Annotated in this window: 20 protein-coding genes and 3 pseudogenes; 18 read left to right on the forward strand and 5 right to left on the reverse strand. The window is 65.6% G+C overall.

Features of this window, described 5'->3' with window-relative positions; translation table 11 throughout:
* The coding region (locus AB3X99_RS31850) for a cation-translocating P-type ATPase (RefSeq protein WP_368619167.1) at positions 1–1,423 on the reverse strand (1,423 nt) is incomplete at its 3' end.
* 153 nt (positions 1,424–1,576) lie between these two features.
* Between AB3X99_RS31850 and AB3X99_RS31855 the strand changes: the two are divergent.
* Positions 1,577–1,699 (forward strand): annotated as a pseudogene (locus AB3X99_RS31855) (LysR family transcriptional regulator); the annotation flags it as partial.
* A 26-nt stretch (positions 1,700–1,725) separates the two neighbouring features.
* Positions 1,726–1,914 (forward strand): annotated as a pseudogene (locus AB3X99_RS31860) (amidohydrolase family protein); the annotation flags it as partial.
* A 36-nt stretch (positions 1,915–1,950) separates the two neighbouring features.
* Here the strand turns inward: AB3X99_RS31860 and AB3X99_RS31865 are convergent.
* The 3 genes from AB3X99_RS31865 to AB3X99_RS31875 form a co-directional block, all read right to left on the reverse strand.
* A complete protein-coding gene (locus AB3X99_RS31865) occupies positions 1,951–2,517 on the reverse strand; it encodes an XRE family transcriptional regulator (protein WP_069267027.1) in 567 nt (188 codons plus the stop codon).
* A 115-nt stretch (positions 2,518–2,632) separates the two neighbouring features.
* Complete coding sequence (locus AB3X99_RS31870) at positions 2,633–3,025, reverse strand: tautomerase family protein (RefSeq protein ID WP_069267026.1); 393 nt, start codon at positions 3,023–3,025, stop codon at positions 2,633–2,635.
* A gap of 92 nt (positions 3,026–3,117) precedes the next feature.
* Positions 3,118–4,002 carry a catalase family peroxidase gene (locus AB3X99_RS31875; protein WP_368619168.1) on the reverse strand — a complete coding sequence of 295 codons (885 nt, stop codon included), beginning with the start codon at positions 4,000–4,002 and terminating at the stop codon, positions 3,118–3,120.
* Between the two features lie 280 nt (positions 4,003–4,282).
* Here AB3X99_RS31875 and AB3X99_RS31880 point away from each other — a divergent pair, with 280 nt between their 5' ends.
* The 13 genes and pseudogenes from AB3X99_RS31880 to AB3X99_RS31940 all read left to right on the forward strand — a co-directional run bounded on the left by AB3X99_RS31880 (position 4,283) and on the right by AB3X99_RS31940 (position 19,383).
* Positions 4,283–4,888 carry a metalloregulator ArsR/SmtB family transcription factor gene (locus AB3X99_RS31880; RefSeq protein ID WP_069267024.1) on the forward strand — a complete coding sequence of 202 codons (606 nt, stop codon included), beginning with the start codon at positions 4,283–4,285 and terminating at the stop codon, positions 4,886–4,888.
* A 254-nt stretch (positions 4,889–5,142) separates the two neighbouring features.
* Positions 5,143–6,516, forward strand: coding sequence for an LLM class flavin-dependent oxidoreductase (locus tag AB3X99_RS31885; RefSeq protein ID WP_368619169.1), 1,374 nt, complete (start codon positions 5,143–5,145; stop codon positions 6,514–6,516).
* A gap of 64 nt (positions 6,517–6,580) precedes the next feature.
* Positions 6,581–7,096, forward strand: a complete 516-nt coding sequence (locus tag AB3X99_RS31890; RefSeq protein ID WP_368619170.1) for a flavin reductase — start codon at positions 6,581–6,583, stop codon at positions 7,094–7,096.
* Between the two features lie 2 nt (positions 7,097–7,098).
* On the forward strand, positions 7,099–8,379 hold the full coding sequence (locus tag AB3X99_RS31895; RefSeq protein ID WP_368619171.1) for an MFS transporter: 1,281 nt from the start codon (positions 7,099–7,101) through the stop codon (positions 8,377–8,379).
* A gap of 172 nt (positions 8,380–8,551) precedes the next feature.
* Positions 8,552–9,517 (forward strand): annotated as a pseudogene (locus tag AB3X99_RS31900) (GNAT family N-acetyltransferase).
* A gap of 146 nt (positions 9,518–9,663) precedes the next feature.
* Entirely contained in the window at positions 9,664–10,677 is a 1,014-nt protein-coding gene (gene deoC, locus AB3X99_RS31905; protein ID WP_069267020.1) for a deoxyribose-phosphate aldolase, read from the forward strand.
* 13 nt (positions 10,678–10,690) lie between these two features.
* Positions 10,691–13,072, forward strand: coding sequence for an aldehyde dehydrogenase family protein (locus AB3X99_RS31910; protein WP_368619172.1), 2,382 nt, complete (start codon positions 10,691–10,693; stop codon positions 13,070–13,072).
* Between the two features lie 42 nt (positions 13,073–13,114).
* Positions 13,115–13,594, forward strand: coding sequence for an RbsD/FucU family protein (locus tag AB3X99_RS31915; RefSeq protein ID WP_069267018.1), 480 nt, complete (start codon positions 13,115–13,117; stop codon positions 13,592–13,594).
* Positions 13,591–14,532, forward strand: coding sequence for a ribokinase (gene rbsK / locus AB3X99_RS31920; protein WP_368619173.1), 942 nt, complete (start codon positions 13,591–13,593; stop codon positions 14,530–14,532). The genes AB3X99_RS31915 and rbsK overlap by 4 nt, the downstream gene beginning before the upstream one ends.
* A gap of 39 nt (positions 14,533–14,571) precedes the next feature.
* A complete protein-coding gene (locus AB3X99_RS31925) occupies positions 14,572–15,609 on the forward strand; it encodes an ABC transporter permease (RefSeq protein ID WP_368605141.1) in 1,038 nt (345 codons plus the stop codon).
* Between the two features lie 102 nt (positions 15,610–15,711).
* The gene (locus AB3X99_RS31930) at positions 15,712–16,716 is read left to right on the forward strand and encodes an autoinducer 2 ABC transporter substrate-binding protein (RefSeq protein WP_069267015.1); all 1,005 of its coding nucleotides are present in this window, start codon (positions 15,712–15,714) and stop codon (positions 16,714–16,716) included.
* A gap of 73 nt (positions 16,717–16,789) precedes the next feature.
* Positions 16,790–18,310 (forward strand): sugar ABC transporter ATP-binding protein, encoded by a 1,521-nt coding sequence (locus AB3X99_RS31935; RefSeq protein ID WP_368619174.1) that lies wholly within the window; start codon positions 16,790–16,792, stop codon positions 18,308–18,310.
* Positions 18,311–18,339: 29 nt separating this feature from the next.
* Positions 18,340–19,383 carry an ABC transporter permease gene (locus AB3X99_RS31940; RefSeq protein ID WP_069267013.1) on the forward strand — a complete coding sequence of 348 codons (1,044 nt, stop codon included), beginning with the start codon at positions 18,340–18,342 and terminating at the stop codon, positions 19,381–19,383.
* Between the two features lie 48 nt (positions 19,384–19,431).
* Here the strand turns inward: AB3X99_RS31940 and AB3X99_RS31945 are convergent, their stop codons facing one another.
* Positions 19,432–20,160, reverse strand: coding sequence for a DeoR family transcriptional regulator (locus AB3X99_RS31945; protein ID WP_368619175.1), 729 nt, complete (start codon positions 20,158–20,160; stop codon positions 19,432–19,434).
* 251 nt (positions 20,161–20,411) lie between these two features.
* On the opposite strand from AB3X99_RS31945, the gene aldA reads away from it, so the two are divergent.
* The 3 genes from aldA (at position 20,412) to AB3X99_RS31960 (ending at position 24,601) form a co-directional block, all read left to right on the forward strand.
* Positions 20,412–21,833 (forward strand): aldehyde dehydrogenase, encoded by a 1,422-nt coding sequence (gene aldA / locus AB3X99_RS31950; protein WP_368619176.1) that lies wholly within the window; start codon positions 20,412–20,414, stop codon positions 21,831–21,833.
* 247 nt (positions 21,834–22,080) lie between these two features.
* Positions 22,081–23,370 carry a nitrate/nitrite transporter gene (locus AB3X99_RS31955; RefSeq protein WP_368619244.1) on the forward strand — a complete coding sequence of 430 codons (1,290 nt, stop codon included), beginning with the start codon at positions 22,081–22,083 and terminating at the stop codon, positions 23,368–23,370.
* Positions 23,371–23,383: 13 nt separating this feature from the next.
* Complete coding sequence (locus tag AB3X99_RS31960; protein ID WP_368619177.1) at positions 23,384–24,601, forward strand: mandelate racemase/muconate lactonizing enzyme family protein; 1,218 nt, start codon at positions 23,384–23,386, stop codon at positions 24,599–24,601.
* Position 24,602 lies beyond the last annotated feature (1 nt).

Raw genomic sequence — 24,602 nt, forward strand, 5'->3', positions numbered from 1 at the left:
CTTCCGGCGCGCCTTTCACGAGCAGCATCTCGCCTTGCGCCGAGCGGTTCAGCGTGGCCATGAACTTGTGTTCGGACTCGAACGGAATGCCGTCGATGCGTGGCGCGGCGGCGGCTTCGGCACCGCGGTCCATGCCGAGCTTGCCGGCGAACGGGTAGAGCGCGCCCTCGGTCGGGTCGCCTTCCACTTTCCATTTGCCGTCTTCTTCGAAGAGTCCGGCGTCGTTGCACAGCATGGATACGCGGCCCATGAGCGTGAGCACCTCGGGCCGTTCGGCGCCGAGCGCCTTCCCGCCCGCGCGGACTTCGCCTTCGGGTGCGTAGCCGTCGCCGGTCACTTCATAGGGCGCGTCGGCCGTCACGACCGAGGTCACCATCATCTCCATGAGGGTGAGCGTGCCGGTCTTGTCCGAGCAGATGCGCGAGACGGACCCCAGCGTTTCGACGGCGGGCAGGCGGCGGATGATGGCGTTGCGCTTCGCCATGCGCTGCACGCCGATGGCGAGCGTGATGGTGATGAGCGCGGGCAGGCCTTCCGGAATCACCGAGACCGCGATGCCCACCACCGCCTGGAACAACTGGATGAAGGTCATGTGGCCGAGCCAATGGCCCCATGCGAAGAGCAGCACGCTGATGATGCCGATGGCGATCGTAATGACGTATCCAAACTTCTTGATCTGGCGTAGCAGCGGCGTTTCCAGCGCGCTGACCTCGGCCAGCATCTCGTTGATGCGGCCAAGCTCCGTCTGGCTGCCCGTCGCCACGACGATGCCGGTTGCGCGGCCCGAGAGGACCATCGTGCCGGAAAAGGCCATATTCTCGCGATCGCCCACGGTGGCGTGCGCCGGCACCGCGCCGGTGTTCTTCTCCGCAGGCACGGATTCGCCCGTGAGCGCCGCCTCTTCCGTGCGCAGGTTGCGCGCCTCGACGAGGCGGATGTCCGCGGGGATCTTGTCGCCCGATTCCAGCAGCACGATGTCGCCGGGCACGACCTCTTCGGCGGGGACGAGGCGCACCTCGCCGGCGCGCAGCACGCGCGCCTCCGCGGAGAGCATGTTGCGAATCGAGTCGAGCGCTTTCTCGGCGCGCCCTTCCTGCAGGAAGCCCAGCAGCGAATTGAGGATGACCACCGCGAAGATGATCGAGGCGTCGAGCCACAGGCTCAGCATCAGCTTGATGAAGCCCGCCGCGAGCAGCACGTAGATGAGCACGTTGTTGAACTGGGCAAGCAGACGCACGAGGGGGCCACTCTTCTTGCCCTGGGGCAGGACGTTTGGCCCATAGGTGCCCAGGCGCTGCGCGGCGTCCGCCACATCGAGCCCTTGCGACGGATTCACGCTGAGCTGGCGCTCGATCTCGGCAGCGGGCATGGCGTGCCACTGTACTGCGCCCGCACCTGTTGCCGCATTCTCGGCAGAACTCATCTTCGCCCCCTTGGTTGCGCAGAGATTCAACGCAATAGTAAGTTTTTTTCGCAACAGGCACGCGCAACCTGGTGCGCGTGCAGTTTTGGTTCGAGGCTGCCGCCGTGGGATGTATGGCAACATCTTCCTGACACGACCCGCACGAGTCATTCCATGCGCATCACGCCACTGCCTCCGCTGCCCTGCCTCGTCGCGTTCGAAGCCGCCGTGCGTCACGCCAGCTTCACGCGTGCGGCTGCCGAACTGCACCTCACGCAAAGCGCGATCGGCCGCCAAGGGGGCGGGCGGTGTGGCTTCGCCGACGGACCCCATCAACGATACGCAGTGAACCGAAGGGCGAACTGGGCGTGATCGCGGCGGGTGCGATTGCCGATATGGTCGTGCTCGATGGTAATCCGCTCGCCGACATCGGCATGGTGGCCGGTGAGGTCGAGCGGATTGAATATGTGCCGCAGCGAGGGAAGATGGTGAAGGCGCGGGTGGAGGGATGAGCGCCCACCCTCGGTTAGTTGTCCAAATGCTCGCAGTCAGCGACGCACGAGCGCAACAACGTACACGCACGGGCCCTTGCCCGGATTGAAGAACGCGCAGTCGGCAGGCGGCCCGAGCTGGAGGCAGTCGCCGGCTTCGAGCGTGTGAACCTGCTCGCCTTCCTCGAATACCAGCGTGCCGCTGCGCACCCAGATCTGCTGATGCTGGAACGTGAACGCCGACGCCGGATACGCAACGCGAACCCCGCCCGGCAACGCGATCTCCACGAGGTCGAGCATGCCGCCGTTGCGCGGCGAGACGGCCCGGCGTGTGTAGCCGGTTTCGGGGTCCTGCCAGATTTGCTGGTCGGCGGCGCGGCTCAAACGCTCGCCGGTTTGCTCCGCGAGCGCGAGCAGCATGGACAGCTGCAGGCCAAAGGCACCCGAAAGCCGGCCGAGCACGGTAGCGGTAGGACTCGCTTCGCCGCGCTCGATCTTGCTGATCATCGCCTTGGAAACGCCCGAACGCTCGGCCATGTCCGCGAGCGACCAGCCGCGCGATTCGCGCTCGATGCGCACGCGCGTGGAAATGGCGGAGGTGGGGTCGGTGAGCGGTCGGTCCATGAGTCGATTATACGGGCCGGCTTGTGGCGTATCGCTCAGGCGCAGAGATTTTGAATGGTTCCTCGCCGGTGCGCGACTGTTGCCGCAGTTTTACCGTGGCCCCCACCTCGCGACGCTATGTCAGTTCCCGGGTGATGAACTGCGCGCGCCCGCGGCCGAAGGACCAGTCCGCATCGTCGTTCTCGACGATCGACACGATGACGTCGTCCGGCGAAATGCCGCATTGGGTTTGCAGCTTTTCGACGAGCAGGCGATAGAACTCGACCTTTTGCGGCTCGGTGCGCTTGCGGCTCACCGCCGTGAGCAAGATGACGTCTCTCGATCGTGTGTACCCGAGTCCGGTGTCTTCCACCACCAGTTCGCCGGGACGATGCTGGTTGACGCTCTGGTAGCGATCGGTAACGGGTACATCGAAGGCCTGAACCATGGCCTCATGGGCGGCGTCGAGAAGCGCCCGCACCTGTTCGTCGGTGCGGCCCTCGATGATGTCGAATTTGAGCATTGGCATGTGAACTTCTCCTTGAGTGGGACAGCGTGAGGGTGTCACTCCGATAGCCCGTCAGACCTGGAGCGCCTGGATTCACGATTTGAGTTTGGCGATTATTGCTGGCGGCGTGCGAACGAGACCGGGTAGGCAGCGGAACGCGCATTGATCATCGGGTCTTCGACTTCAATGCCGGCCGGCAAGGCGTTGGGAAGGAACAGCAGACTACGTTGGGCCACCTGATTGTCCGCCACGGCTTTCGTGATCGAGATCGTGCCCAGTTCCACGGTGCGATGCGCGCTCGACCACGCTACGGACGGATCGTCGAGCTTGTCGCCCGCTTGAGCGATCTGCAGAACGAGACGGAACCGCACGGGCGCATGCGATACGCGCTGGCGGATTTCCGACTGCAGGTAGTCTGGCGCCTTCTTTGCTGCGTCGGCATCCGCCAGGTAGTGCGCGCCGCCAACCGGCAGGATTTGATAGCGCCCGTACGTCACGACGCCCTTCGAATCAATAAATCTGAACGTGTTGACCCCGAAGTAGGGCAGTGACGCATAGCTGCGCGGGTATGGCTTGTGGGCGGTGAGGAATGCCTTTGCCACCGGATGGCTGCCCAGATAAACGTCCAGCGGAGTCGGCTTCGGTGTGTTCGGGCCACTCGTTCCGAGGGCAATCAGCAGATCGCGGAAATCGTCGGCTGTCGCGGAAGGAAACCCGTTGAACGAGTGCGCGACGATATCGGTGTCGTTGCCGTTCGGCAGCTTGAACTTGATGGCCATGCCGCGAGGGGACGCAAGGGGATGGTCGTCGGAAATATCGGGGATGCCGGCGAAGTTCGAAAAGCGCACGACGACCGGAACCGCGGTCTGGAAATGCGGCGCCTTGCTCACGGCCGGCGCGCTCGCGCTGGGCGTGAAAGTGCCCTCGAGCACGATGCCTTTGGCATGCACCGCCCGCGCGTACGGATGCTTGCCGAATACCCCATTCAGGGCGTCCACGAGTTGTACCGGGGTCGACTTTTGAGCGGGCGGGGATGCCGTTGTCTGGGCAGTCGCGGCTTGCCCCGTCGACAGGGCTAACAGGATCGCTAACGAAAAACGGGGCACGGATCGGTTCATGCTTGGGGACTCTTCGGTTGGATGAGGGCTGGACGAGACAGCGCAAGTCTAGTCGATATCGACAATAATGACAATTATATATGTCATTATGGTTAATATGGTCCCGTCCAGGGCGGGGCTATAATCGCCCGCTACGCCTGCTGATCCATACCTCTTTCCCGTGACTACCAAGAACGACGTCTTGCGCGCGCTGCAACGAGAACCGTTGACTGTCGTCCAACTCTGCGAGCGGCTTGCCGTGACGCGCACGGCGATCAACATGCAGTTGAAGCAACTGGAAGCGGAGGGGCTCGTTCAACGGCGGAAATTGCTGCAAACCGGGACTCCGGGAAAACCGGCAGTCCTCTATGAGGCCGCGCCGGGCAGTGAAGATGCATCGTCGAGCGCGTACCCCGGGTTCCTGCTCGGCCTTCTCGCCACACTCAAGCATCGGTTCGACGACCGTGAGCTCGAGGAAATCCTCACGGAAACGGGCCGCCGCCTTGCGCGCGAGAACGGCCTGCCCGCATCACGCGACTTCAAGACGAATCTCGCCGACGCCATGGCAATCGTCGACGCGCTCGGCGCGCACACGGAAGCCGTCCCCGATGGCGACGCAATCATGGTCCGCAATTACAGCTGCCCGGTTGCGGGTGCTGTGCGTGAAACGCCATGCGTATGTCGCGCGCTCGCAGCGTATTTTTCCGAGGCGACTGGCCGCCCGGTCAGCGAGCACTGCTTACGCGAAGGCCGGCTCATCTGCCAATATCGCATCGCCAGGAAATAACGGGACCACGCTGCCCGCGCCGCGCTGATCGGAGCCCGGCACGCGCCAACTGCAGCGCTGCGTGCCGGCAAACATACGCCACCCAGTCGAGCGGGACAAATGACAATCCGTGATGGGTGGCATCACATTTAGTGAAGCCGGCAGGCGGAGTTCACCCGAGTACTTTGCGCCAACACCGGATCAATCCCAGGTTTCACCAGTATCCGTTCGTCTACTATAGTAGATGGCATCGAGCGCGCCCAAAAGGAGCCGGCATGCCACGTGAAATCCGTCTGAACGCTTTCGACATGAACTGCGTGGGCCACATTCAGCAAGGCTTGTGGACACATCCGCGCGACCAGTCGAGCCGCTATACGGAACTCCAGTACTGGACCGACTACGCGAAGAAGCTCGAACGGGGCCTCTTCGACGGCATTTTCTTCGCCGACGTCGTCGGCGTATACGACGTCTACGGCGGCAATGCCGACGCCGCGCTGCGCGGCGCGGTGCAGGTGCCCGTGAACGATCCCACGCTCGTCATTCCCGCCATGGCCGCGGTGACGCAGCATTTGGGTTTTGGCGTGACGGCCAATCTCACGTATGAACAGCCGTTTCTGTTCGCGCGGCGCATGTCCACGCTCGACCATCTCACGGGCGGGCGCATCGGCTGGAACATCGTGACGGGCTACCTCGACAGCGCGGCCCGCGCCATCGGCATGGACGGCCAGAACGCTCACGACGACCGCTACGCTCTGGCCGACGAATACATGGCGCTCGTCTACAAGCTCTGGGAAGGCAGCTGGGACGACGACGCCGTCCTCAACGATCGCGCCGGCGGCATCTACGCCGACCCCGCGCGCGTGCGGATGATTCATCATCGCGGGCCGCAATACAAGGTGGATGCGATGCATCTGTGCGCGCCGTCGCCACAGCGCACGCCGGTGCTGTACCAGGCGGGGTCGTCCACGCGCGGCAGGCGTTTCGCCGCGACGCACGCCGAATGCGTGTTCATCAACGGTCAGAACAGGGAAGGCGTAAAGGAGATCGTCGGAGACATTCGGGCGCAAGCGGTGCAACTCGGGCGCGCGGCCGACGACGTGAAGGTCTTTCTGGGCGCGACGCTGATCGTCGGACGCACGGATAGCGAAGCGCGCGAGAAGTTCGACGAGTACCGGCGCTACGTGAGTTCGGAAGCGGCGCTCGCGCACGCGGCGGCGTCGCTTGGCATCGACTTCGCGCGTTACGACCTCGACGAGCCCATCGAGACGGGCAAGAGCCAGGCGATCGTGTCGAACGTCGAGGCCATGACGCGCAGCGCCGGGCCGCAATGGACGCGCCGCAAGCTGCTCGAGCAGATGGTGCTTGGCAGCCGTCAGGCGCCGTGGGTCGGCTCTGCGCAGAGCATCGCGCAGACGCTGATCGAGTGGAGCGAAACGGCCGGCGTGGATGGCTTCAATCTCTCGCGCACGGTGGTGCCGGAATGCTTCGACGACGTGGTCGAACTGCTGGTGCCCGAACTGCAAGCACGTGGCGTGTATAAAAGCGCGTATCGTGAGGGCACCCTGCGCGAAAAGCTCTCCGGCCGCGCGCGCCTGCCGGCCTCTCACGCGGCAGCGCAGTATCGCGGCGCGCGCGTGAACGAGGCATGAGCGAGGCATGAAAATCGGGCACTGAATTCCCGCTACGAGGAGACCGCGGCAAGCGGGCGAGAATATGGTAGACAAATCCCTCTTTCGCGACGCCATGTCCGGTCTTGGCGCCGCCGTGAACATCGTCACCACCGATGGCGACGCCGGGCGCGCCGGCTGCACGGCGTCCGCCGTGTGCGGCGTGACGGACGAGCCACCCACGCTGCTCGTCTGCATCAATCGCACGAGCCGCAACAACGCGATCCTGCGCGAGAACGGGCGGCTCTGCGTGAACGTGCTGGCGGCCGATCAGCGCGAGGTGGCCACGCGCTTCGCCACGAAAGACATCGACATGGACGAACGTTTCGCGCTCGCCGAGTGGTATCGGCTCGAAACGGGCGCGCCCGCGCTGCGCGGCGCGGTGAGTTCGTTCGATTGCCGCATCGCGCGCACAACCGAAGTCGGCACGCACACGGTGTTCTTCTGTGAGATCAAGGCGGCGCGCATGGTGGGCGGGCGCGACGGGCTGATCTGGTTCGGCCGCGCGTTTCATCGCGTGCTCGCACAGGCGCAAGCGGCAGCGGCGGCGGCGGCGGCCTGAGCGTGACGCGCACGCCTTCCCAAGGCGCTGCCGGTTCCCGTTCGTCGGACGAAACGGGGCCGCCGGGGCTTGGCGCGGCGCAACGCGGCAAGGCCGCCTCGCTCGCATTGCTGCTCCTCGCGCAAGTGGCGGCGATGGGCGTGTGGTTTTCGTCGAGCACCGTGGTGGTCCTCATCAAGCAGGCGCACGCCATTGCCGCCTTCGACGAAGCCTTGCTCACGAGCGCCGTGCAGTGCGGATTCGTGGCCGGCACCATCACGTCCGCGTTACTTTCGCTGCCCGACCGCTACGATCTGCGCCGGCTGCTCGCGGGTTCCGCGCTCGTGGCGGCCGTGGCCACGGCGTCGCTCGCGTTCCTGCCGCCGGTCGGCGGTGCGGTCGTTGCGCTGCGGTTCATCACGGGCATGTGCATGGCGGGCGTGTATCCCGTCGGCATGCGGCTCGCGGCCACCTGGGCGCAAGGCGATCTCGGTCTGCTCGTCGGCCTGCTCGTGGGCGCGCTCACGCTCGGCTCGGCAAGCCCGCATCTGCTGGCGGCCACGGGCGGGCTCGGCTGGCGCACGATCTATGGCGTCGCCGCGGCGTGCGCGGCGTGCGCCGCGGTGCTGATCGGCTTTGCGGGCATCGGGCCGAATATCCGGCGCGCCACGCGCATCGACGTTGCGAAGGTCGCGCAGGCGTGGCGGCGGCCCGCCTTGCGGCTCGCCAATCTCGGTTACCTCGGCCACATGTGGGAGCTTTACGCGATGTGGGCGTGGCTCGCGCTGTTCCTGCAGCAGACGTTCGTCGCGCGCGGCATGGCCAATGCCCGCACGCGCGCGGAGTGGATGACCTTCAGCGTGATCGCGATCGGCGCGGCGGGCGCGTGGCTCGGCGGCGTGCTGGCGGACCGCGTGGGGCGCACGGCCGTCACGGTCGGCGCGATGGCGACGAGCGCAACGTGTGCCGCGCTGATGGGCTGGCTGGCTCACGCGCCGCTCATCGTGATGGGCGCGGTCGCGCTCGTGTGGGGCGTCTCGGTGATCGCCGATTCCGCGCAGTTTTCGGCGAGCGTGGCCGAACTGGCCGATCCGGACTCGGTCGGCACGCTGCTGACCGCGCAGACTTGCGCGGGTTTTCTGCTCACGCTGGTGAGCATTCATCTCGTGCCGTACGCGGTGGCGTGGCTGGGATGGCGGGGCGGCTTCGGCATGCTGGCCGTGGGACCGGCGCTCGGCTGTGCGGCGATGCTGCGGTTGCGGCGGCATCCCGATGCGGTGCGGCTTGCGGGTGGGCGTCGGTGATCCGCAATGGCGCACGCAGGCGGGAATCGAAAAGCAGAGGAAAACTGAACAATTGGTGTGCGCTGCGTGGTTCCACGCACCCTGCCGTTCGTGGACCTTTCCACAGAACCACGACATGCGGTACCTTAACGCGAATATTGGCTACGTCCCGCGCAAGAGGAGCTTGTCACGCATGTCCGCAAGACTGAACGAATTCCAGCAGCCCATTGGGGACCCTGTCACCGGCTGGCAAGCGCGCGAAAGGCCGGCGCGTGTGACGATCGAGGGCCGGTTCTGCCGCATCGAGCCGATCGACCTCGACCGCCACGCCGCCGATCTCTTCGAAGCCTACGGCACGGCGGCCGACGGTCGCGACTGGACCTACCTGTTCTCCGAGCCCTTCACCGACTTCGCCGCGTTTCGCGAATATCTCGCGAAAGCGGCTGCATCGAGCGACCCGTTCCATTACGCCGTGATCGACCGCGCGAGCGGGAAGGCCGTGGGTACGTTCGCGCTCATGCGCATCGAGCCGGTGCATGGCGTAATCGAAGTGGGCAGCGTGACGTTTTCGCCGCGCCTGAAGCAAACGCCGCTTTCCACCGAGGCGCAGTACCTGCTGATGCGCTACGTGTTCGACGATCTCGGCTACCGGCGCTACGAATGGAAATGCGACAGCCTCAACGCGCCTTCGCGCAAGACGGCGTTGCGTCTGGGCTTCCAGTTCGAGGGCATTTTCCGCCAGGCGATCGTGTACAAGGGCCGCAACCGCGACACCGCGTGGTTCGCGATCATCGACCAGGACTGGCCGCTCGCGAAAGCCGCATTCGAGAAGTGGCTCTCGAAAGAGAACTTCGACGCGCAAGGCCAGCAGCGCGCGTCGCTTGCGAGCTTGAGAGAAGCGGCAACCTCCTGAATGTGCGTGCTGCATGAAGGCACATGGGTCGATGCGCCCATTTGCTACCTCGAAGACCTGTTCGTCGATCCCGCTTGCCGCGGCCAGGGCATCGGCAGGCGGCTCATCGAAGACCTCATCGCACTGGCGCGTTCGCGCGCATGGTCGCGTCTTTACTGGCATACGCGCGAGGACAACCCCGCGCGCAAGCTCTACGACGAATTCGCGCAAGCCGACGATTTCGTACGGTATCGGTTGCAGTTCTAAACCGCTCTCTGGGTCAGCGTTCCCACGTCCCGAGCCCGATAGATAGGATTGTAACGAGTATTGTCACGATCGTTTCATCGGTATAGGATGAGTGCGAATAAACCACCACGGTTTGATGTGCATTGCACAAATTCGCCACCCAGCCTATGTCAGAAGCCTCAACGAACTCGCTCGTCGTGCTGCGCGGCGCGCCCGCCCAGCATGCTGCGCATTTAGCGCGCAACGCCGGCGTGGCGTTCGACGCGGCGTGGCTCGACGCCTTGCGCGTCAACCAGTCCGCCGTCGAGCGGCGCACGGCCACGCTCGGCACGCGCCGCGCGGTCAAGAAGGACGCGCAGGCCGCGTGGCTCCTGAAGGCCATCACCTGCATCGATCTCACCACGCTCAACGGCGACGACACCGAAGGCCGCGTGCGGCGCCTGTGCACGAAGGCGCGCCACCCCGTGCGCGCCGACCTGCTCGCGGCGCTCGGCTTCGCGCCCGATGCCATCACGACAGGCGCGGTGTGCGTGTACCACCGCTTCGTTGCGGCAGCCGTGGATGCGCTGGCAGGCAGTGGCATTCCCGTCGCGGCAGTTTCCACCGGTTTTCCGGCGGGCCTCAATCCGCACGCGCTCAAGCTCAAGGAAATCGAGGCCTCCGTTAAGGACGGCGCCGAGGAAATCGACATCGTCGTCACGCGCGAGCACGTGCTCACCGGCAATTGGCGCGCGCTCTACGACGAAGTGCGCGAGTTTCGCGCGGCCTGCGGCGACGCGCATCTGAAGGCGATTCTCGCCACGGGCGACATTCGCGTGCTGTCGAACATCGCCCGCGCGTCGATGGTCTGCATGATGGCGGGCGCGGACTTCATCAAGACATCCACGGGCAAGGAAGGGGTCAACGCCACGCTCGACGTTTCGCTCGTGATGGTGCGCATGATCCGGGAATACCGCGAGCGCACCGGCGCGCTGGTGGGCTTCAAGCCTGCTGGCGGCGTCTCGAATGCCAAAACCGCGCTCGCGTACCAGATCCTCATGAAGGAAGAGCTGGGGCGGCCCTGGCTCGAGCCCGAGTTGTTTCGCTTCGGCGCTTCGAGCCTGCTCGCCGACATCGAGCGCCAGCTCGAACACCATGTGAGCGGCCGCTATTCCGCCTTCCACCGCCACCCCGTAGCCTGAGCAGACCATACCGATGAGCGTAGCCGAGTATTTCCGAACGATGGATTACGGTCCCGCCCCCGAGGACGATCAGCCCGTGCGCGCGTGGCTCGCGCAGCACGAGGCCGCGTTTGGGCATTTCATTGACGGCGCGTGGCGCGAAAGTGCCGATGGCGCGCGCTTCGAAGTACGCGCGCCCGCCACGGGCGAGGCGCTCGCCGCCGTGGCGCAAGGCGGTGCGGCGGACGTAGCGGCGGCCGTCGCGGCGGCGCGCGCGGCGCAGCCCGAGTGGTACGCCATGGGCGGTGCGGCGCGCGCGCGGCATCTCTACGCGCTCTCGCGCATGGTGCAGCGCCACAGCCGCCTCTTCGCCGTGCTCGAGGCGCTCGACAACGGCAAGCCGATTCGCGAGGCGCGCGACATCGACGTGCCGCTCGTGGCGCGCCATTTCCTCCATCACGCGGGTTGGGCGCAGCTTCAGGAGAGCGAGCTGGAAGGCTGGTCGCCGCTCGGCGTGATCGGCCAGATCGTGCCGTGGAATTTCCCGCTGCTGATGCTCGCGTGGAAAGTGGCGCCCGCCATCGCACTTGGGAACTGCGTTGTGCTCAAGCCCGCCGAATACACGCCGCTCACCGCGCTGCTGTTCGCCGAACTGGCGCATCGCGCCGGCCTGCCCAAGGGCGTGCTCAACGTGGTGACGGGCGACGGCGGCACGGGCGCGGCGCTCGTCGAGCATCCCGGCGTCGACAAGATCGCGTTCACGGGCTCGACCGAAGTAGGTCGCCTCATCCGCACGGCCACGGCCGGCACGGGCAAGTCGCTCACGCTCGAACTGGGCGGCAAGTCGCCGTTCATCGTGTTCGACGACGCCGACCTCGACGGCGCCGTGGAAGGCGTGGTGGACGCCATCTGGTTCAACCAGGGCCAGGTATGCTGCGCGGGCTCCCGGTTGCTGGTGCAGGAGGGCGTCGAGGCGCGCTTTATCGAGAAGCTCAAGCGCCGCATGGCGACGCTGCGCGTCGGGCCCTCGCTCGACAAGGGCATCGACATTGGCGCGATCGTCGATCCGGTACAGCTCGAACGCATCGAGTCGCTCGTGGAAGCCGGGCGGCGCGAAGGCTGCAACGTGTGGCAGCCGCGCGAAGTCGAGTTGCCATCGGGCGGCTGCTTCTATCCGCCGACGCTCGTGACGGGCATCGGGCCTGCCTCGACGCTCGCGCAGGAGGAAATCTTCGGGCCGGTGCTCGCGGCCATGAGCTTTCGCACGCCGGAAGAGGCCGTGGCGCTCGCCAACAATTCGCGCTACGGCCTCGCCGCGAGCGTGTGGAGCGAGACCATCGGGCGCGCGCTCGACATCGCGCCGCGTCTGCAGTGCGGCGTGGTGTGGATCAACGCGACGAACCTGTTCGACGCGAGCGTGGGCTTCGGCGGCTATCGCGAATCGGGCTTCGGCCGCGAGGGCGGCCGCGAAGGCGTATTCGAATATCTGAAGCCGGCCGCATGGAGCAAGCTGCCGATGCGCGCGCAACGTGAGGTGCGCCCGCCGGCGCCAGACTTTGCGCCCGCGGGCGGCGGTCTCGATCGCACTGCGAAGCTTTTTATCGGCGGCAAACAGGTACGGCCCGATAGCGGCTATTCACACGCCATCTACGCACCAAACGGTGAATGGGTGGGCGAAGTCGGTGCGGGCAGCCGCAAGGACGTGCGCGACGCCGTTGCCGCCGCGCGCGGCGCGGGCAAGTGGACCCGGATGAGCACGCACGCTCGCGCCCAGGTGCTGTACTACCTCGCGGAAAACCTGAGCGCGCGCGCCGAAGAATTCGCACGGCAACTCACGCGCCGCGCCGGGCACGACGCGCGCGCGGCCGGGCATGAAGTGGAGATGGCGATCGACCGGCTCTTCAGCTACGCGGCGTGGGCCGACAAGTTCGATGGCGCGGTGCATACCCCGCCGTTGCGCGGTGTCGCGCTCGCCATGCACGAGGCGCTGGGCGTGGTCGGCATCGCCTGCCCCGACGAAGCGCCGCTGCTCGGCTTCGTTTCGCTGATCGCACCGGCGCTCGCAATGGGCAATCGCGTCGTGGCGCTGGCGAGCGAGGCGTGCCCGCTGGCGGCAACGGACTTCTATCAGGTCGTGGAAACCTCGGATGTGCCTGCGGGCGCGCTCAACATCCTGACCGGCGAGCGCGCCGCGCTGCTGCCGGCCCTCGCGAAGCACGACGACGTGGACGCGCTCTGGTGCTTCGGCACGGCGGCCGATTCGTCCCTCGTGGAGCGCGAGTCGGTGGGCAACCTGAAGCGGACCTTCGTCGATCATGGCCGCGAGGTTGACTGGTTTGACCGGACGAGCGCAGGATTGCCGTTCCTGCGCCATGCCGTGCAGGTGAAGAACATCTGGATACCGTACGGCGACTGAGCGCTTCGAACAAGAAAACGCCAGATCAATGGAGACAAAAGCATGCTGAAGAATCTCGACCCGCTTCTGAACGCCGATGTCCTGCAAGCGCTGCGCGCGATGGGTCACGGCGACGAACTCGTCGTTTGCGACGCCAACTTTCCCGCCGACTCCGTTGCGCGCGCCACGGTGCTCGGCAAGCTCCTGCGCATCGACGGCGCCGATGCGCCCCGCGCCGTGCGCGCGATCCTCTCCGTGCTGCCGCTCGACACCTTCGTCGAAGCCCCGGCCATGCGCATGGAAGTGGTCGGCGAACCCAACACGATTCCCGCCGTGCAGCACGAAGCGCAGGCCGAGGTCGACGCAGCGGAAGGCCGCGCCGTGCCGTTCGCGCCTATCGAGCGCCATGCGTTCTATGCGCGCGCCCGCAAGGCCTACTGCGTGATCGCCACGGGCGAAACGCGCGGCTACGGCTGCTTCGTGTTCACCAAAGGCGTGCTGCTCGCGCCCGACGCGCCGCGCGGCAGGGAGCAGGGCCAATGAGCGGGCGCGTCGTCATCCTCGGCATCTATGTGACCGATCTCGCATTTCGCGCGAGCCGCATGCCGATGATCGGCGAGACGCTCGCCGGATCGGCATTCGCGATGGGGCCGGGCGGCAAGGGCTCGAATCAGGCCGTGGCCGCCGCGCGCGCGGGCGCGCAGGTGGTGTTCTGCACGCGTGTGGGCAACGACGCGTTCGGCGACATCGCGCGAGCGACCTGGGCCGCCGAAGGCATCACGGCGCGCACCCAGGCCGTAGACGGACTGGCCACGGGCGCGGCGCACATCTTCGTGGACGACACGACCGGCATGAACGCGATCATCGTCGCGGCGGGCGCGGCAGGCACGATGGAGCCCGGCGACGCCGAAGCGATCGAAGCCGATATTGCGGCCTCCCAGGTATTCGTCACGCAACTGGAGCAGCCGCTCGCGGCAGCGCGGCGCGGCCTCGAACTCGCGCGCCGGCATGGCGTGAAGACGGTGTTCAATCCGGCCCCCGCCATGGCGCTGCCCGACGACATCTTCCCGCTGTGCGACTACATCACGCCCAACGAGACCGAGGCGCAGGCGCTCACGGGCATCGAGATCCGCAACGCCGACGACGCGCGCCGCGCCGCCGACGTGCTGCTCGCCAAGGGCGCGGGCGCGGTCATCGTGACGCTGGGCGAAGCCGGCGCGTTGCTCCATACGCGCGATGCTTCGGTCCTGCTTCCTGCCTTCAACTGCGGCCCGGTGGTGGAAACGGCGGGTGCGGGCGACGGCTTCACGGGCGGCTTCGCGGCGGCGCTCGCGCGCGGCGACGACGCGCTCACGGCCACACGCTTTGGCTGCGCGCTGGCAGGCATTTCCGTGACGCGCCCCGGCACCGCGCCCTCCATGCCGCGCAAGGAAGAAGTCGACGCCATGCTCGCACGCACGGCGAACGCCAGCGCGCATTGAACGTTGCCAGGTGAAAACACACCGCAAAGGATGAGGTCCATGAAGTCTGCACTCTTTGCCAAATGGTTCGGTGACCGGCAGTTGAACTTCCTGCTGGCCGTGAACCTGCTGGTCGTGCTGGTTGCGGTCTGGGTGTCGCGCGGGCAGTTCGTCGGCATCGACAACCTGCAGTCGATGGGCGCGCAACTGCCCGAAGTCGCGCTGCTCGCGCTCGGCATCATGCTCTCCATGCTGTCAGGCAACGGCGGCATCGACCTGTCCGGCGTGGGGCTCGCGAATCTTTCGGGCATGATCGCCGCGCTGGTGGTGCCGCGTTTCGTGAGCGGCGACGATTCGCCCGCGCTCTATACGGCGCTCTTCATCGTGATCGTGCTTGGGATGGGGCTCCTTGGCGGTCTGCTCAACGGCGTGGTGATTGCGCGCCTCGGGCTCACGCCCATTCTCTGCACGCTCGGCACGCAACTGCTTTTCACGGGCTTCGCGGTGGCGCTGAGCAACGGCGCCTCCGTGCACGTGGATTATGTCGAACCGCTCGCCGATATCAGCAACGGCACGTTCTTTCAGATACCGATTTCGTTCCTGCTATTCGTGGCCGTGGTCGTGCTGCTGGGCTGGCTGCTCAGGCGCACGCCGTTCGGGCTGCGCCTTTACCTCATGGGCACGAACCAGCGCGCGGCGTTCTATGCGGGCATTCCGCGCGCGCGCATGCTGATCATGACCTACGCGATGTGCGGCGTGCTCGCCTCGCTCGCCGGGCTCGTGAGCGTTTCGCACACGCTCAGCGCGAAATGGGACTACGGCAATTCCTATCTGCTGATCGCCATTCTCATTGCGGTGATGGGCGGCGTGAATCCGGCGGGCGGCTACGGACGCATCATCTGCGTGTTCTTCGCCGCAACGGTGCTGCAATTCCTTTCGAGCCTCTTCAATCTGATGGGCGTTTCGCAGTTTTTTGGCGATTGCGCCTGGGGCTTCCTGCTGTTGCTCTCGCTCGCGTTCGCGGGCGGCGAGCGGGTGCGCGCGATTTTCGGTTTCGGCGGCTCCCCGTCTGCTGGCAAAGGGCGGACTTCGGGCTGACCAGCCGAACTGTGTAGCAGGCGGCCCTCGTGCCTCGGAGGTCCGCCGCCATCTCTTTCGGGGCGACGGTTAATCGGCTAATAAAAAACGGAGACATCGAACATGAAGATCAAGCGACTCAGTGTGGCGATCACGGCGTGTGCACTTGCCGCTGGCATGGCGGCCGTGGCGTATGCGGCGGAGAACCCGACCATCGTCACGGTGGTGAAGGTGACCGGCATCAGCTGGTTCAATCGGATGGACGACGGCGTCAAGGAATTCGGCAAGGACAACCCGAAAGTTTCGGTCTACCAGACCGGGCCCGGCCGCGCGGACGCCGCGCAGCAACTGAAGATCATCGACGACCTGATCGCGAAGAAAGTGAGCGCGATCGCGGTCGTGCCGTATGACCCGCCCACGCTCGAACCGGCGCTCAAGAAGGCGATGGACCGCGGCATCAAGGTCGTCACGCACGAAGCCGACAACGAAAAGAACACGATGGTCGACGTCGAGGCGTTCGACAACTCCGCCTATGGTGCCGCGCTCAACGACCGCCTCGCCTCGTGCATGCACGACGATGGCAAGTGGGCGACGATGGTCGGCTCGCTCGGCAGCCGCTCGCAGGTGCAGTGGGCCAATGGCGGCATCGACAACGCGAAGAAGAAGTTCCCGAAGATGCAGCTCGTCGAGACCAACCTCGAAACCAACAACGACGGCGAGCACGCGTATGAAGTGGCCAAGGAAGTGCTGCGCAAGCATCCTGACATCAAGGGCTTCCAGGGCTCGTCGTCGCTCGACGTGATCGGCATTGGCCGCGCCGTCGAGGAAGCGGGCCTGCAGGGCAAGATCTGCGTGTACGGCACCGGCTTGCCGACCGAGGCCGGCAAGTACCTCGAAAGCGGCGCGATCAACGGCATTGCGTTCTGGGATCCGAAGCTGGCGGGCATCGCCATGAACAAGATCGCGATGATGCTGATCGACGGCAAGACCGTGGAGAACGGCGCGAACCTCGGTCTGCCGGGTTACGAGAAGGTCACGGTGTCGAAGGGTCCGGGCAAGGGCATCATCGTGCGCGGCCAGGGCTGGGTGAGCGTCGACAAGTCGAACTACAAGCAATACAACTTCTGATCGGTAGAAGGTGGCGCGCGCAGCGGGCTCGCAGCCCGGCGCGCGCTTCGTCGCAACGTCACGAAGAGACGACATGGCTTCAGAACCGTTATTGCAGGTGCTCGGCGTGCACAAGCGCTTCACGGGCGTGCACGCCTTGCGCGGCGTGACGCTCGCGTTCGAGCGCGGGCAGATCTATCACCTGCTCGGCGAGAACGGGTGCGGCAAGAGCACGCTCATCAAGATCATCTCCGGCGCGCAGCCGCCGGACGAAGGCGAGCTGGTGATCGACGGCGCGCGCCACGCGCGGCTCACGCCGCTCGAATCGCTCGCGGCGGGCATCGAGACTGTGTATCAGGATCTTTCGCTGCTGCCCAACATGAACGTGGCCGAAAACATCGGGCTCACGACCGAACTCGCTGAGCACGCGGGGCGCCTCGCGCGCACGTTCGACCGCCGCGAACTCGCGCGCACGGCCGAGCGCGCCTTGAAGGCCGTGGGCCTGCCGGGCGACGCCGACTTCCAGGCGACGCTCATCGAACAACTGCCGCTCGCCACTCGCCAGCTCGTGGCGATCGCGCGTGCCATTGCGAGCGAGGCGAAGTTCGTCATCATGGACGAGCCCACGACCTCGCTCACGCAAAAGGAAGTGACCAACCTCATTGCCGTGCTCGGCCAGTTGCGCGCGCAGGGCGTGACCGTGCTGTTCGTGAGCCACAAGCTCGACGAGTGCTATGCGATCGGCGGCGAAGTGATCGTGCTGCGCGATGGCCAGAAAGTGACGCAAGGCCCGATCACGAACTACACCAAGGCGCAGTTGAGCGAACTGATGACGGGGCGCGAGCTTTCCACCGAACGCTACCGCAACGTCGCGGCCGAAGCCGACGTGCTGCTCGACGTTCGCGGTCTGGGTCGCACGGGCCTGTTCAGCGACGTGTCGTTCACGCTGCATCGCGGCGAGATTCTCGGCGTGACGGGTCTGCTCGATTCGGGCCGCAACGAACTCGCGCGCGCGCTTGCGGGCGTCGCGCCCGCCGATGCGGGCGAGATCGTGCTCGAAGGCCGCGCGATCGAGCTTTCGACGCCCGGCGACGCGAGGCGTGCGCGCATTGGCTATGTGCCGGAAGACCGTCTGAATGAAGGCCTTTTCCTCGACAAGCCGATTCGCGACAACGTGATCACGGCGATGATCGCGAGCCTGCGCGACCGCTTCGGCCAGATCGATCGCACGCGCGCACGCGCGCTGGCCGAAAACACCGTGAAGGAACTGCAGATCGCCACGCCCGATGTGGACAAGGCCGTGCAGTCGCTCTCGGGCGGCAACCAGCAGCGCGTGCTGATTGGCCGTTGGCTCGCCATCGACCCGCACGTGCTGATCCTCCACGGGCCGACCGTGGGCGTGGACGTCGGCTCGAAGGACATCATCTATCGCATCATGCAGCGGCTCTCGCAGCGCGGCATCGGCATTCTGCTCGTGAGCGACGACCTGCCCGAGCTGCTGCAGAACTGTGACCGCGTACTGATGATGCGTAAGGGCCGCCTCGCTGAAGAGCACCACGCCGATCGTCTGACCGAAGCCGAGCTGTACCGTGCGCTGCTTGCAGAGGCAGCCTGAATTTCGCGTAACGTTTTGCCGGACACCGCATGAGCATGAATCAGACAATGAGCACGTCGTCCAACACCGTCGAAGTCGCGCGCCAGAGCGTACCGCTGAACTGGCGCGCGAAGCTCGCCCGCAACCCCGAATGGTTCACGGCCACGCTGATCGTTATCACGTGCGTGATCGTCGCCTCCATCAACCCGCGCTTTTTCCAGTGGGCCACGCTGTTCGACCTGCTGCACTCGGCGACGATCACGTCGCTGTTCGCGCTGGGCACGCTCGTCGTGCTGGCGTCGGGCGGCATCGACGTCTCGTTCACGGCGATCGGCGCGCTCACGATGTACGCGATCACGAAGGCCGTATTCGCGTGGTGGCCCGATGCGCCGTTCGCGCTCATTCTGCTCACGGGCGCCGTGGGTGGTATCGTGCTCGGGGTCATCAACGGCATGCTCGTGCACCGGCTGCAGGCGCCCTCGCTGATCGTGACGATCGGCACGCAATACCTCTATCGCGGGCTGCTGCTTACCTTCGTGGGCACGACGTTCTTCATGAACATCCCGCACAGCATGGATCACTTCGGCCGCATTCCGCTCATCGCCTACAAGACCGCCGATGGGCTCAACGCGGTGCTCCCGGTTTCCGCGATCGCGCTCGTGGCGGGCGCGATTCTCACGTGGTGGCTGCTCAATCGCACGATGATGGGGCGCGGCGTCTACGCCATGGGCGGCAGCACGGCGATTGCGGAGCGGCTGGGCTTCAACCTGCGCGCGATCCGGCTGTTCGTGTTCGGCTATACGGGGTTTCTCGCCGGCGTGGCGGGCATTTTGCACGTGGCGAACAACCGGCTTGCCAATCCGTTTGACCTGGTGGGCTCGGAACTCGACGTGATCGCGGCGGTGATTCTGGGCGGCGCGCGCATTACCGGCGGCAGTGGCACGGTCGTGGGCACGCTGCTCGGTGTGGCGCTCGTCACGCTCATCAACAACGTGCTGATTCTCGTGGGCGTGCCGAGCACGTGGCAGAAGGTGATTGTCGGCGCGTTCATTCTGGTGGCCGGCACGCTGTTCGCGCTGCGCCGGCGCGGCTGAGTCGGCAGACTATTGGCGCGAGGCCGGCGCCGCACGGCCGGTCGGCGCTTATGCGCTGTGCGCGCGCAGCGTCTGGCCTTTCTCGGTGATGACGGAATTGAAGTCGTCCAGCTGCGAAAAGCGCCACGCCTTCACGATGCCATACTTGCTGGCATCCACAACGAGATGGCTTTCTACGGCGCTGGCCATGGCGGCTTGCTTGAGCGCCACTTCGTGAAAGTTCCAGCACGTCACGCCGCGCGCGGCGTCCACGCCGCCCGCTGAAATAAACGCCTTGTTGATGCCCATGCGGCGCAGCGTTTCCAGGCTCTCCTCGCCGGAAAACGAATCCGACGACGGCACATACACGCCTCCCAGCAGGATCATGCGCACATTGGGCATGCGCCGCAGAATCTCGGCCACGTTGAGCGAATAGCACACCGCCGTGATCTGCAGCTGGGAAGGAATGAGGCGCGCGAGTGCGGCAAGCGTCGTGCCGCAGTCGATGAAGACGGTGTCGTTCTGCGCGATGAGCCTTGCCGCGTGCGCGGACGCTTGCGCCTTGGCCTGCGCGAAGTGGTCCTTTTCGTGTTCGAGCGAGTAGCCGGCGGTATTGGGCACGTCCTGCGCGCTCACGATATAGCCGCCCAGATACGTGAAACGCTCGGGATTCGCGGCGACGTCGCGCCGCACGGTCATCTCAGAAACACCAAGCACGCTGGCTGCATCGCGCAGATGCATGACGTTGTGTTTTGCGAGCGCGTCGGCAAGGGCGCGCAGCCGGTCGGTTTTGGCCATGGAGTGGGTGCTGCGCCGGACTGTGCTGCGTTCCGGCGAACGTTAGATTTGTTTCGTACGCTTGAGCGAATTATAACAAGCAAGGCGTGCGATGGCCACGCGCTTTGGCTCCTGCTGCCCCGGCACCCGCTTCGGCGAGCATGCGTTTTTCGCATGCTCCGCTCGACAATTAATCGTTTGTGGCGTCCCGATGCCGCACGGATACTGCCCTTTCTCGTGAAGCGGCGGCAACGCCAAACCGGCAGCAATCCATGCGATCAGACCTCAATTTCATCAATGGGCAGTTCGTCGGCGCCGAAGGGCCGCAGATCGCTGTCCATAATCCCGCAACCGGCGACGCGATCGGCCACGTGAGCGCGGCGAGCGCCGCGGACGCGGTTCGCGCGGTCGTGGCCGCCAGGGCCGCGCAGCGCGCCTGGCGCAAGTTGCCCGCCGCCGAACGCGGCGCGAGCCTGAACCGGTTTGCAGAAGCGATCGTGGCGCGCGCGCCGAAGATCGGCGCGGCGCTTGCCGCCGAGTCGGGCAAGAGCGTCGCGGACGCAACCGCCGAAGCACAGTACGCCGCCGAAATCCTGCGCTACCACGCGCAGTGGGCGCGTCGCATCGAAGGCGAGGTGATTCCGAGCGACAGCGCGAACGAAAACCTCGTTCTCATGCGCGAGCCGATCGGCGTGGCCGCATGCCTGATTCCGTTCAACTTCCCCGTGTACACGCTGCTGCGCAAGGTCGCGCCGGCGCTCATCACCGGTAACGCGGTGGTCGTGCGCCCGAGCAACAACACGCCGTGCTCGGCGTTCGAAGTGGCGCGCGCCGCGCAGGAAGCCGAACTTCCGGCGGGCATTTTCAACGTGCTGGCCATGGACCACGACACCGCCGCCGTGCTCTGCACGCACGCGGACGTCGGCATGATCACGCTCACGGGCAGCGTGAGCGCGGGCCGCAAGGTGCTCGACTACTGCAAGGAAAATATCGCGAAGCCGTCACTGGAACTGGGCGGCAAGACGCCCGCGATCATCGAAGACGACGCCGATCTCGAAGCGGCCGCAACGGCCATCGTGCGCTCGAAAACCACGCATTGCGGCCAGCTTTGCACGGCGATCGAACGTGTGTACGTGCACGCTTCGGTGCATGACCGCTTCGTCGCGCTGCTGCGCGAGAAGATGGGCGCCGTGCGCTTCGGCGACCGCGCCGAAGACGCCGCTCGCATGGGTCCGCTAGTGAGCGCGAGCGCACGCACGGCGATCCACGCGATGGTGGAACGTGCGGTGGCCGAAGGCGCGAAGCTCGAAACGGGCGGCTACGTGCCCGAAGGCAAGGGCCACTTCTATCCGCCTACCTTGCTCACGCATTGCCGCCAGGACATGGAGATCGTGCAGGAGGAGATCTTCGGCCCGGTGCTGCCGGTGCTTTCATACGAGACGCTCGACGACGCGCTGCGCATGGCCAACGATCACCAGTTCGGCCTTTCGTCGGTGCTCTTTACGGAGCGCTACCGCTCGACCCTGCGCGTCGCGAACGAGATCGAAGCCGGCGAGCTGTACGTGAACCGCACGCCCGCGGACCCGTATCAGGGCTATCACGCCGGCTGGAAGCGCTCGGGCCTCGGCGGCGACGACGGCAAGCACGGCATGCTCGAATTCACGCAGACACGCCTTGTCGTGATGCCGTTCTGACCGTTCGAGATACTGATTAATCGCAGCAACGGCGCCCTTGAACTGGGCGTCGCAGATAAAGAAAAGACGCCTCGCGCGGGCAACCGCCCGCGTGCCGGTCGACAGCTTTGCATGGGACCAGAGTAAGTGCTTTGCTCCAACTCTGGTCGACAGCTTTGCATGGGACCAGAGTAAGCGCTAAAGCGCCAACTCTGGTCGACAGGAGACAAACTTGCAGAAGTCCATCGGAAAGCCCAATGCGCCGGCGATGCCGCGCGCCGAAACCGCAGCGCTCACGCCCGCCGCAGCGGGCTCCATGCAGCGCTACGTGCAGTTGCTGCTGCTCGTGCTCGCCGCGGGCGGTATCTATCCACTGCTGTATCTGCGTCAGGTCTACCAGACCACGATGCTCGATGTCCTGCATATCGACAACGCCCAACTCGGCTATCTCTACTCGGTGCTCGGCATCGTGTTCTTCGTGTCTTATCTGCCGAGCGGCTGGCTCGCCGACCGCGTCGCACCGCGCCTGTTGATCTGCTTTTCGCTTATCGGCACCGGGGCGCTCGGCCTCTGGTACTCCACAGCACCCTCGTTCCATGCGCTGCTCGTGATCTTCTGCCTCTGGGGCGTCACGACCGGCCTCACGTTCTGGGCGTCCGTGCTCAAACGCGTGCGCATGATCGCGGGGGCGAACGAACAAGGCCGCTTCTTCGGGCTGCTCGATGGCGGACGCGGGCTCGTCGAAGCGCTGCTCGCCACTGCCGCGCTCGCGCTCTTCGCCGCCGCAACCGGCTCGGGACGCGGTGAAGCGGCGGGCCTGCGCCACGTGATCTATATGTATTCCTTCACGTGTATCGCACTCGGCGCGTTGATGAGCTTCTTCAAGGACCCCGCGCCCGCGCCGGCCGAAAGCAAGCCGGTCGAGGCGAATGCGAACGGTTCGCTGTGGCGCGATCTCGCGACGCTCGCCGCGATTCCGCAGCTCTGGCTCATGGCGGCCGTGGTGTTCTGCGGCTATCAGATCTTCTGGGCGACTTACAGCTTCTCCGCGTATCTGCAGCAGGGCGAGATGCATATGACCGTCGTGGCGGCCGGCATGGTCACCACCGCGAAGCTCTGGATGCGTCCCATCGGCGGCATCGGCGGCGGCTTTCTCGGCGACCGTCTGTCGAACCTGCGCGTGCTGATCTGGGCGCTGTTCCTGGCCGTCGCGGGCCTGATCGGCCTGATCGTGCTGCCCGCGCTGCGCAACATGGCGCTGCTCGGCGCGGTGGTGCTGTTCATCGGCCTCATGACCTACGCGATTCGCGGCCTCTACTGGACGCTGCTCGACTACTGCGCGATTCCCATGCGCATCACGGGCCTCGCCATCGGTCTCGTTTCGCTGATCGGGTATTCGTCGGACATCTTCCTGCCGCTCGTGAACGGCTATATCACCGAGCACTACGCGGGCATGCTCGGCTACCAGATCTATTTCGCCTATGTCGCCGCCATTGGCACGCTCGGCGGTATCGCCGCGCTCGTGCTCAAGCGTATGACCCACTCCAAACCTGCCTGAAACAGCCTGAACCATGAAAGTCGTTGCAATTGAAACGAACGTCGTCGCGGTGCCGCCTCCGCACCTCGGCGGCATGTACTGGATCTTCGTTACGCTGAAAACCGATTGTGGCATCGAAGGCGTGGGCGAAATCTACGCGGCCACGTTCCATCCCGACGTGATGGTGAGCGCGATCGAAGACGTCTTCACGCGCTATCTGCTGGACCACGATCCGCACCGCGTCGAGCGCCTGTTCCGCGAGGGCTATTCGAGCGGCTTCACGCAGCGCGCGGACCTCACGATGATGGGCATCGTGAGCGGCCTCGAAATGGCATGCTGGGACATCATCGGGAAGGCGGCGGACAAGCCCGTGTACGAACTGCTCGGTGGCATGGTGAACGAGCGGCTGCGTTCGTACACCTACCTGTACCCGAAGAACGCGCAGGGCGAATACGACTACGACGATCCCGATCTCGCCGCCGAATGCGCGGCCGAGAACGTGAAGCGTGGCTTCACCGCGGTGAAGTTCGATCCGGCGGGTCCGTACACGGCCTATTCGGGGCATCAGCTTTCGCTCGACGTGCTCGACCGATGCGAAACGTTCTGCCGCAAGGTGCGAGAAGCGGTGGGAAGCAAGGCCGATCTGCTGTTCGGCACGCATGGACAGATGGTGCCTTCCTCGGCGATCCGGCTGGCGAAGCGGCTCGAGAAATACGACCCGCTGTGGTTCGAAGAGCCGGTGCCGCCGGGCCAGGAGGAGGCCATCGCCAATGTCGCGAAGCACACGTCGATTCCCATTGCCACGGGCGAGCGCCTCACCACCAAATACGAATTCCATAAGCTGCTGCAGGCGGGCGGTGCGTCGATCCTGCAACTGAACGTCGCGCGCGTGGGCGGCCTGCTCGAAGCAAAGAAAATCGCGACGCTCGCCGAAGTGCACTACGCGCAGATCGCGCCGCATCTCTACAACGGGCCCATTGGCGCGGCGGCAAGCATTCAGCTCGCGGCCTGCACGCCGAACTTCCTGATTCAGGAAAGCATCGGCACGTGGGACGGTTTCCACGCACGAGTGCTCAAGCAGCCGATTCAGTGGGAAGACGGCTACATCGTCCCGTCGAAGGCACCGGGCCTTGGCGTCGAGCTCGACATGGACGTCGTGCGCGCGCACTCGCCTTATACGGGTAAGCGTCTGCATCTGCAGATGGCGAGCCAGCCCGCCGACGTGCGCGATACCTCGCCCGCACGCGGCTGAC

Origin of the sequence: Paraburkholderia sp. BR10882 (genome assembly GCF_040948855.1) — a bacterium.
Taxonomy (GTDB): domain Bacteria; phylum Pseudomonadota; class Gammaproteobacteria; order Burkholderiales; family Burkholderiaceae; genus Paraburkholderia; species Paraburkholderia nodosa_A.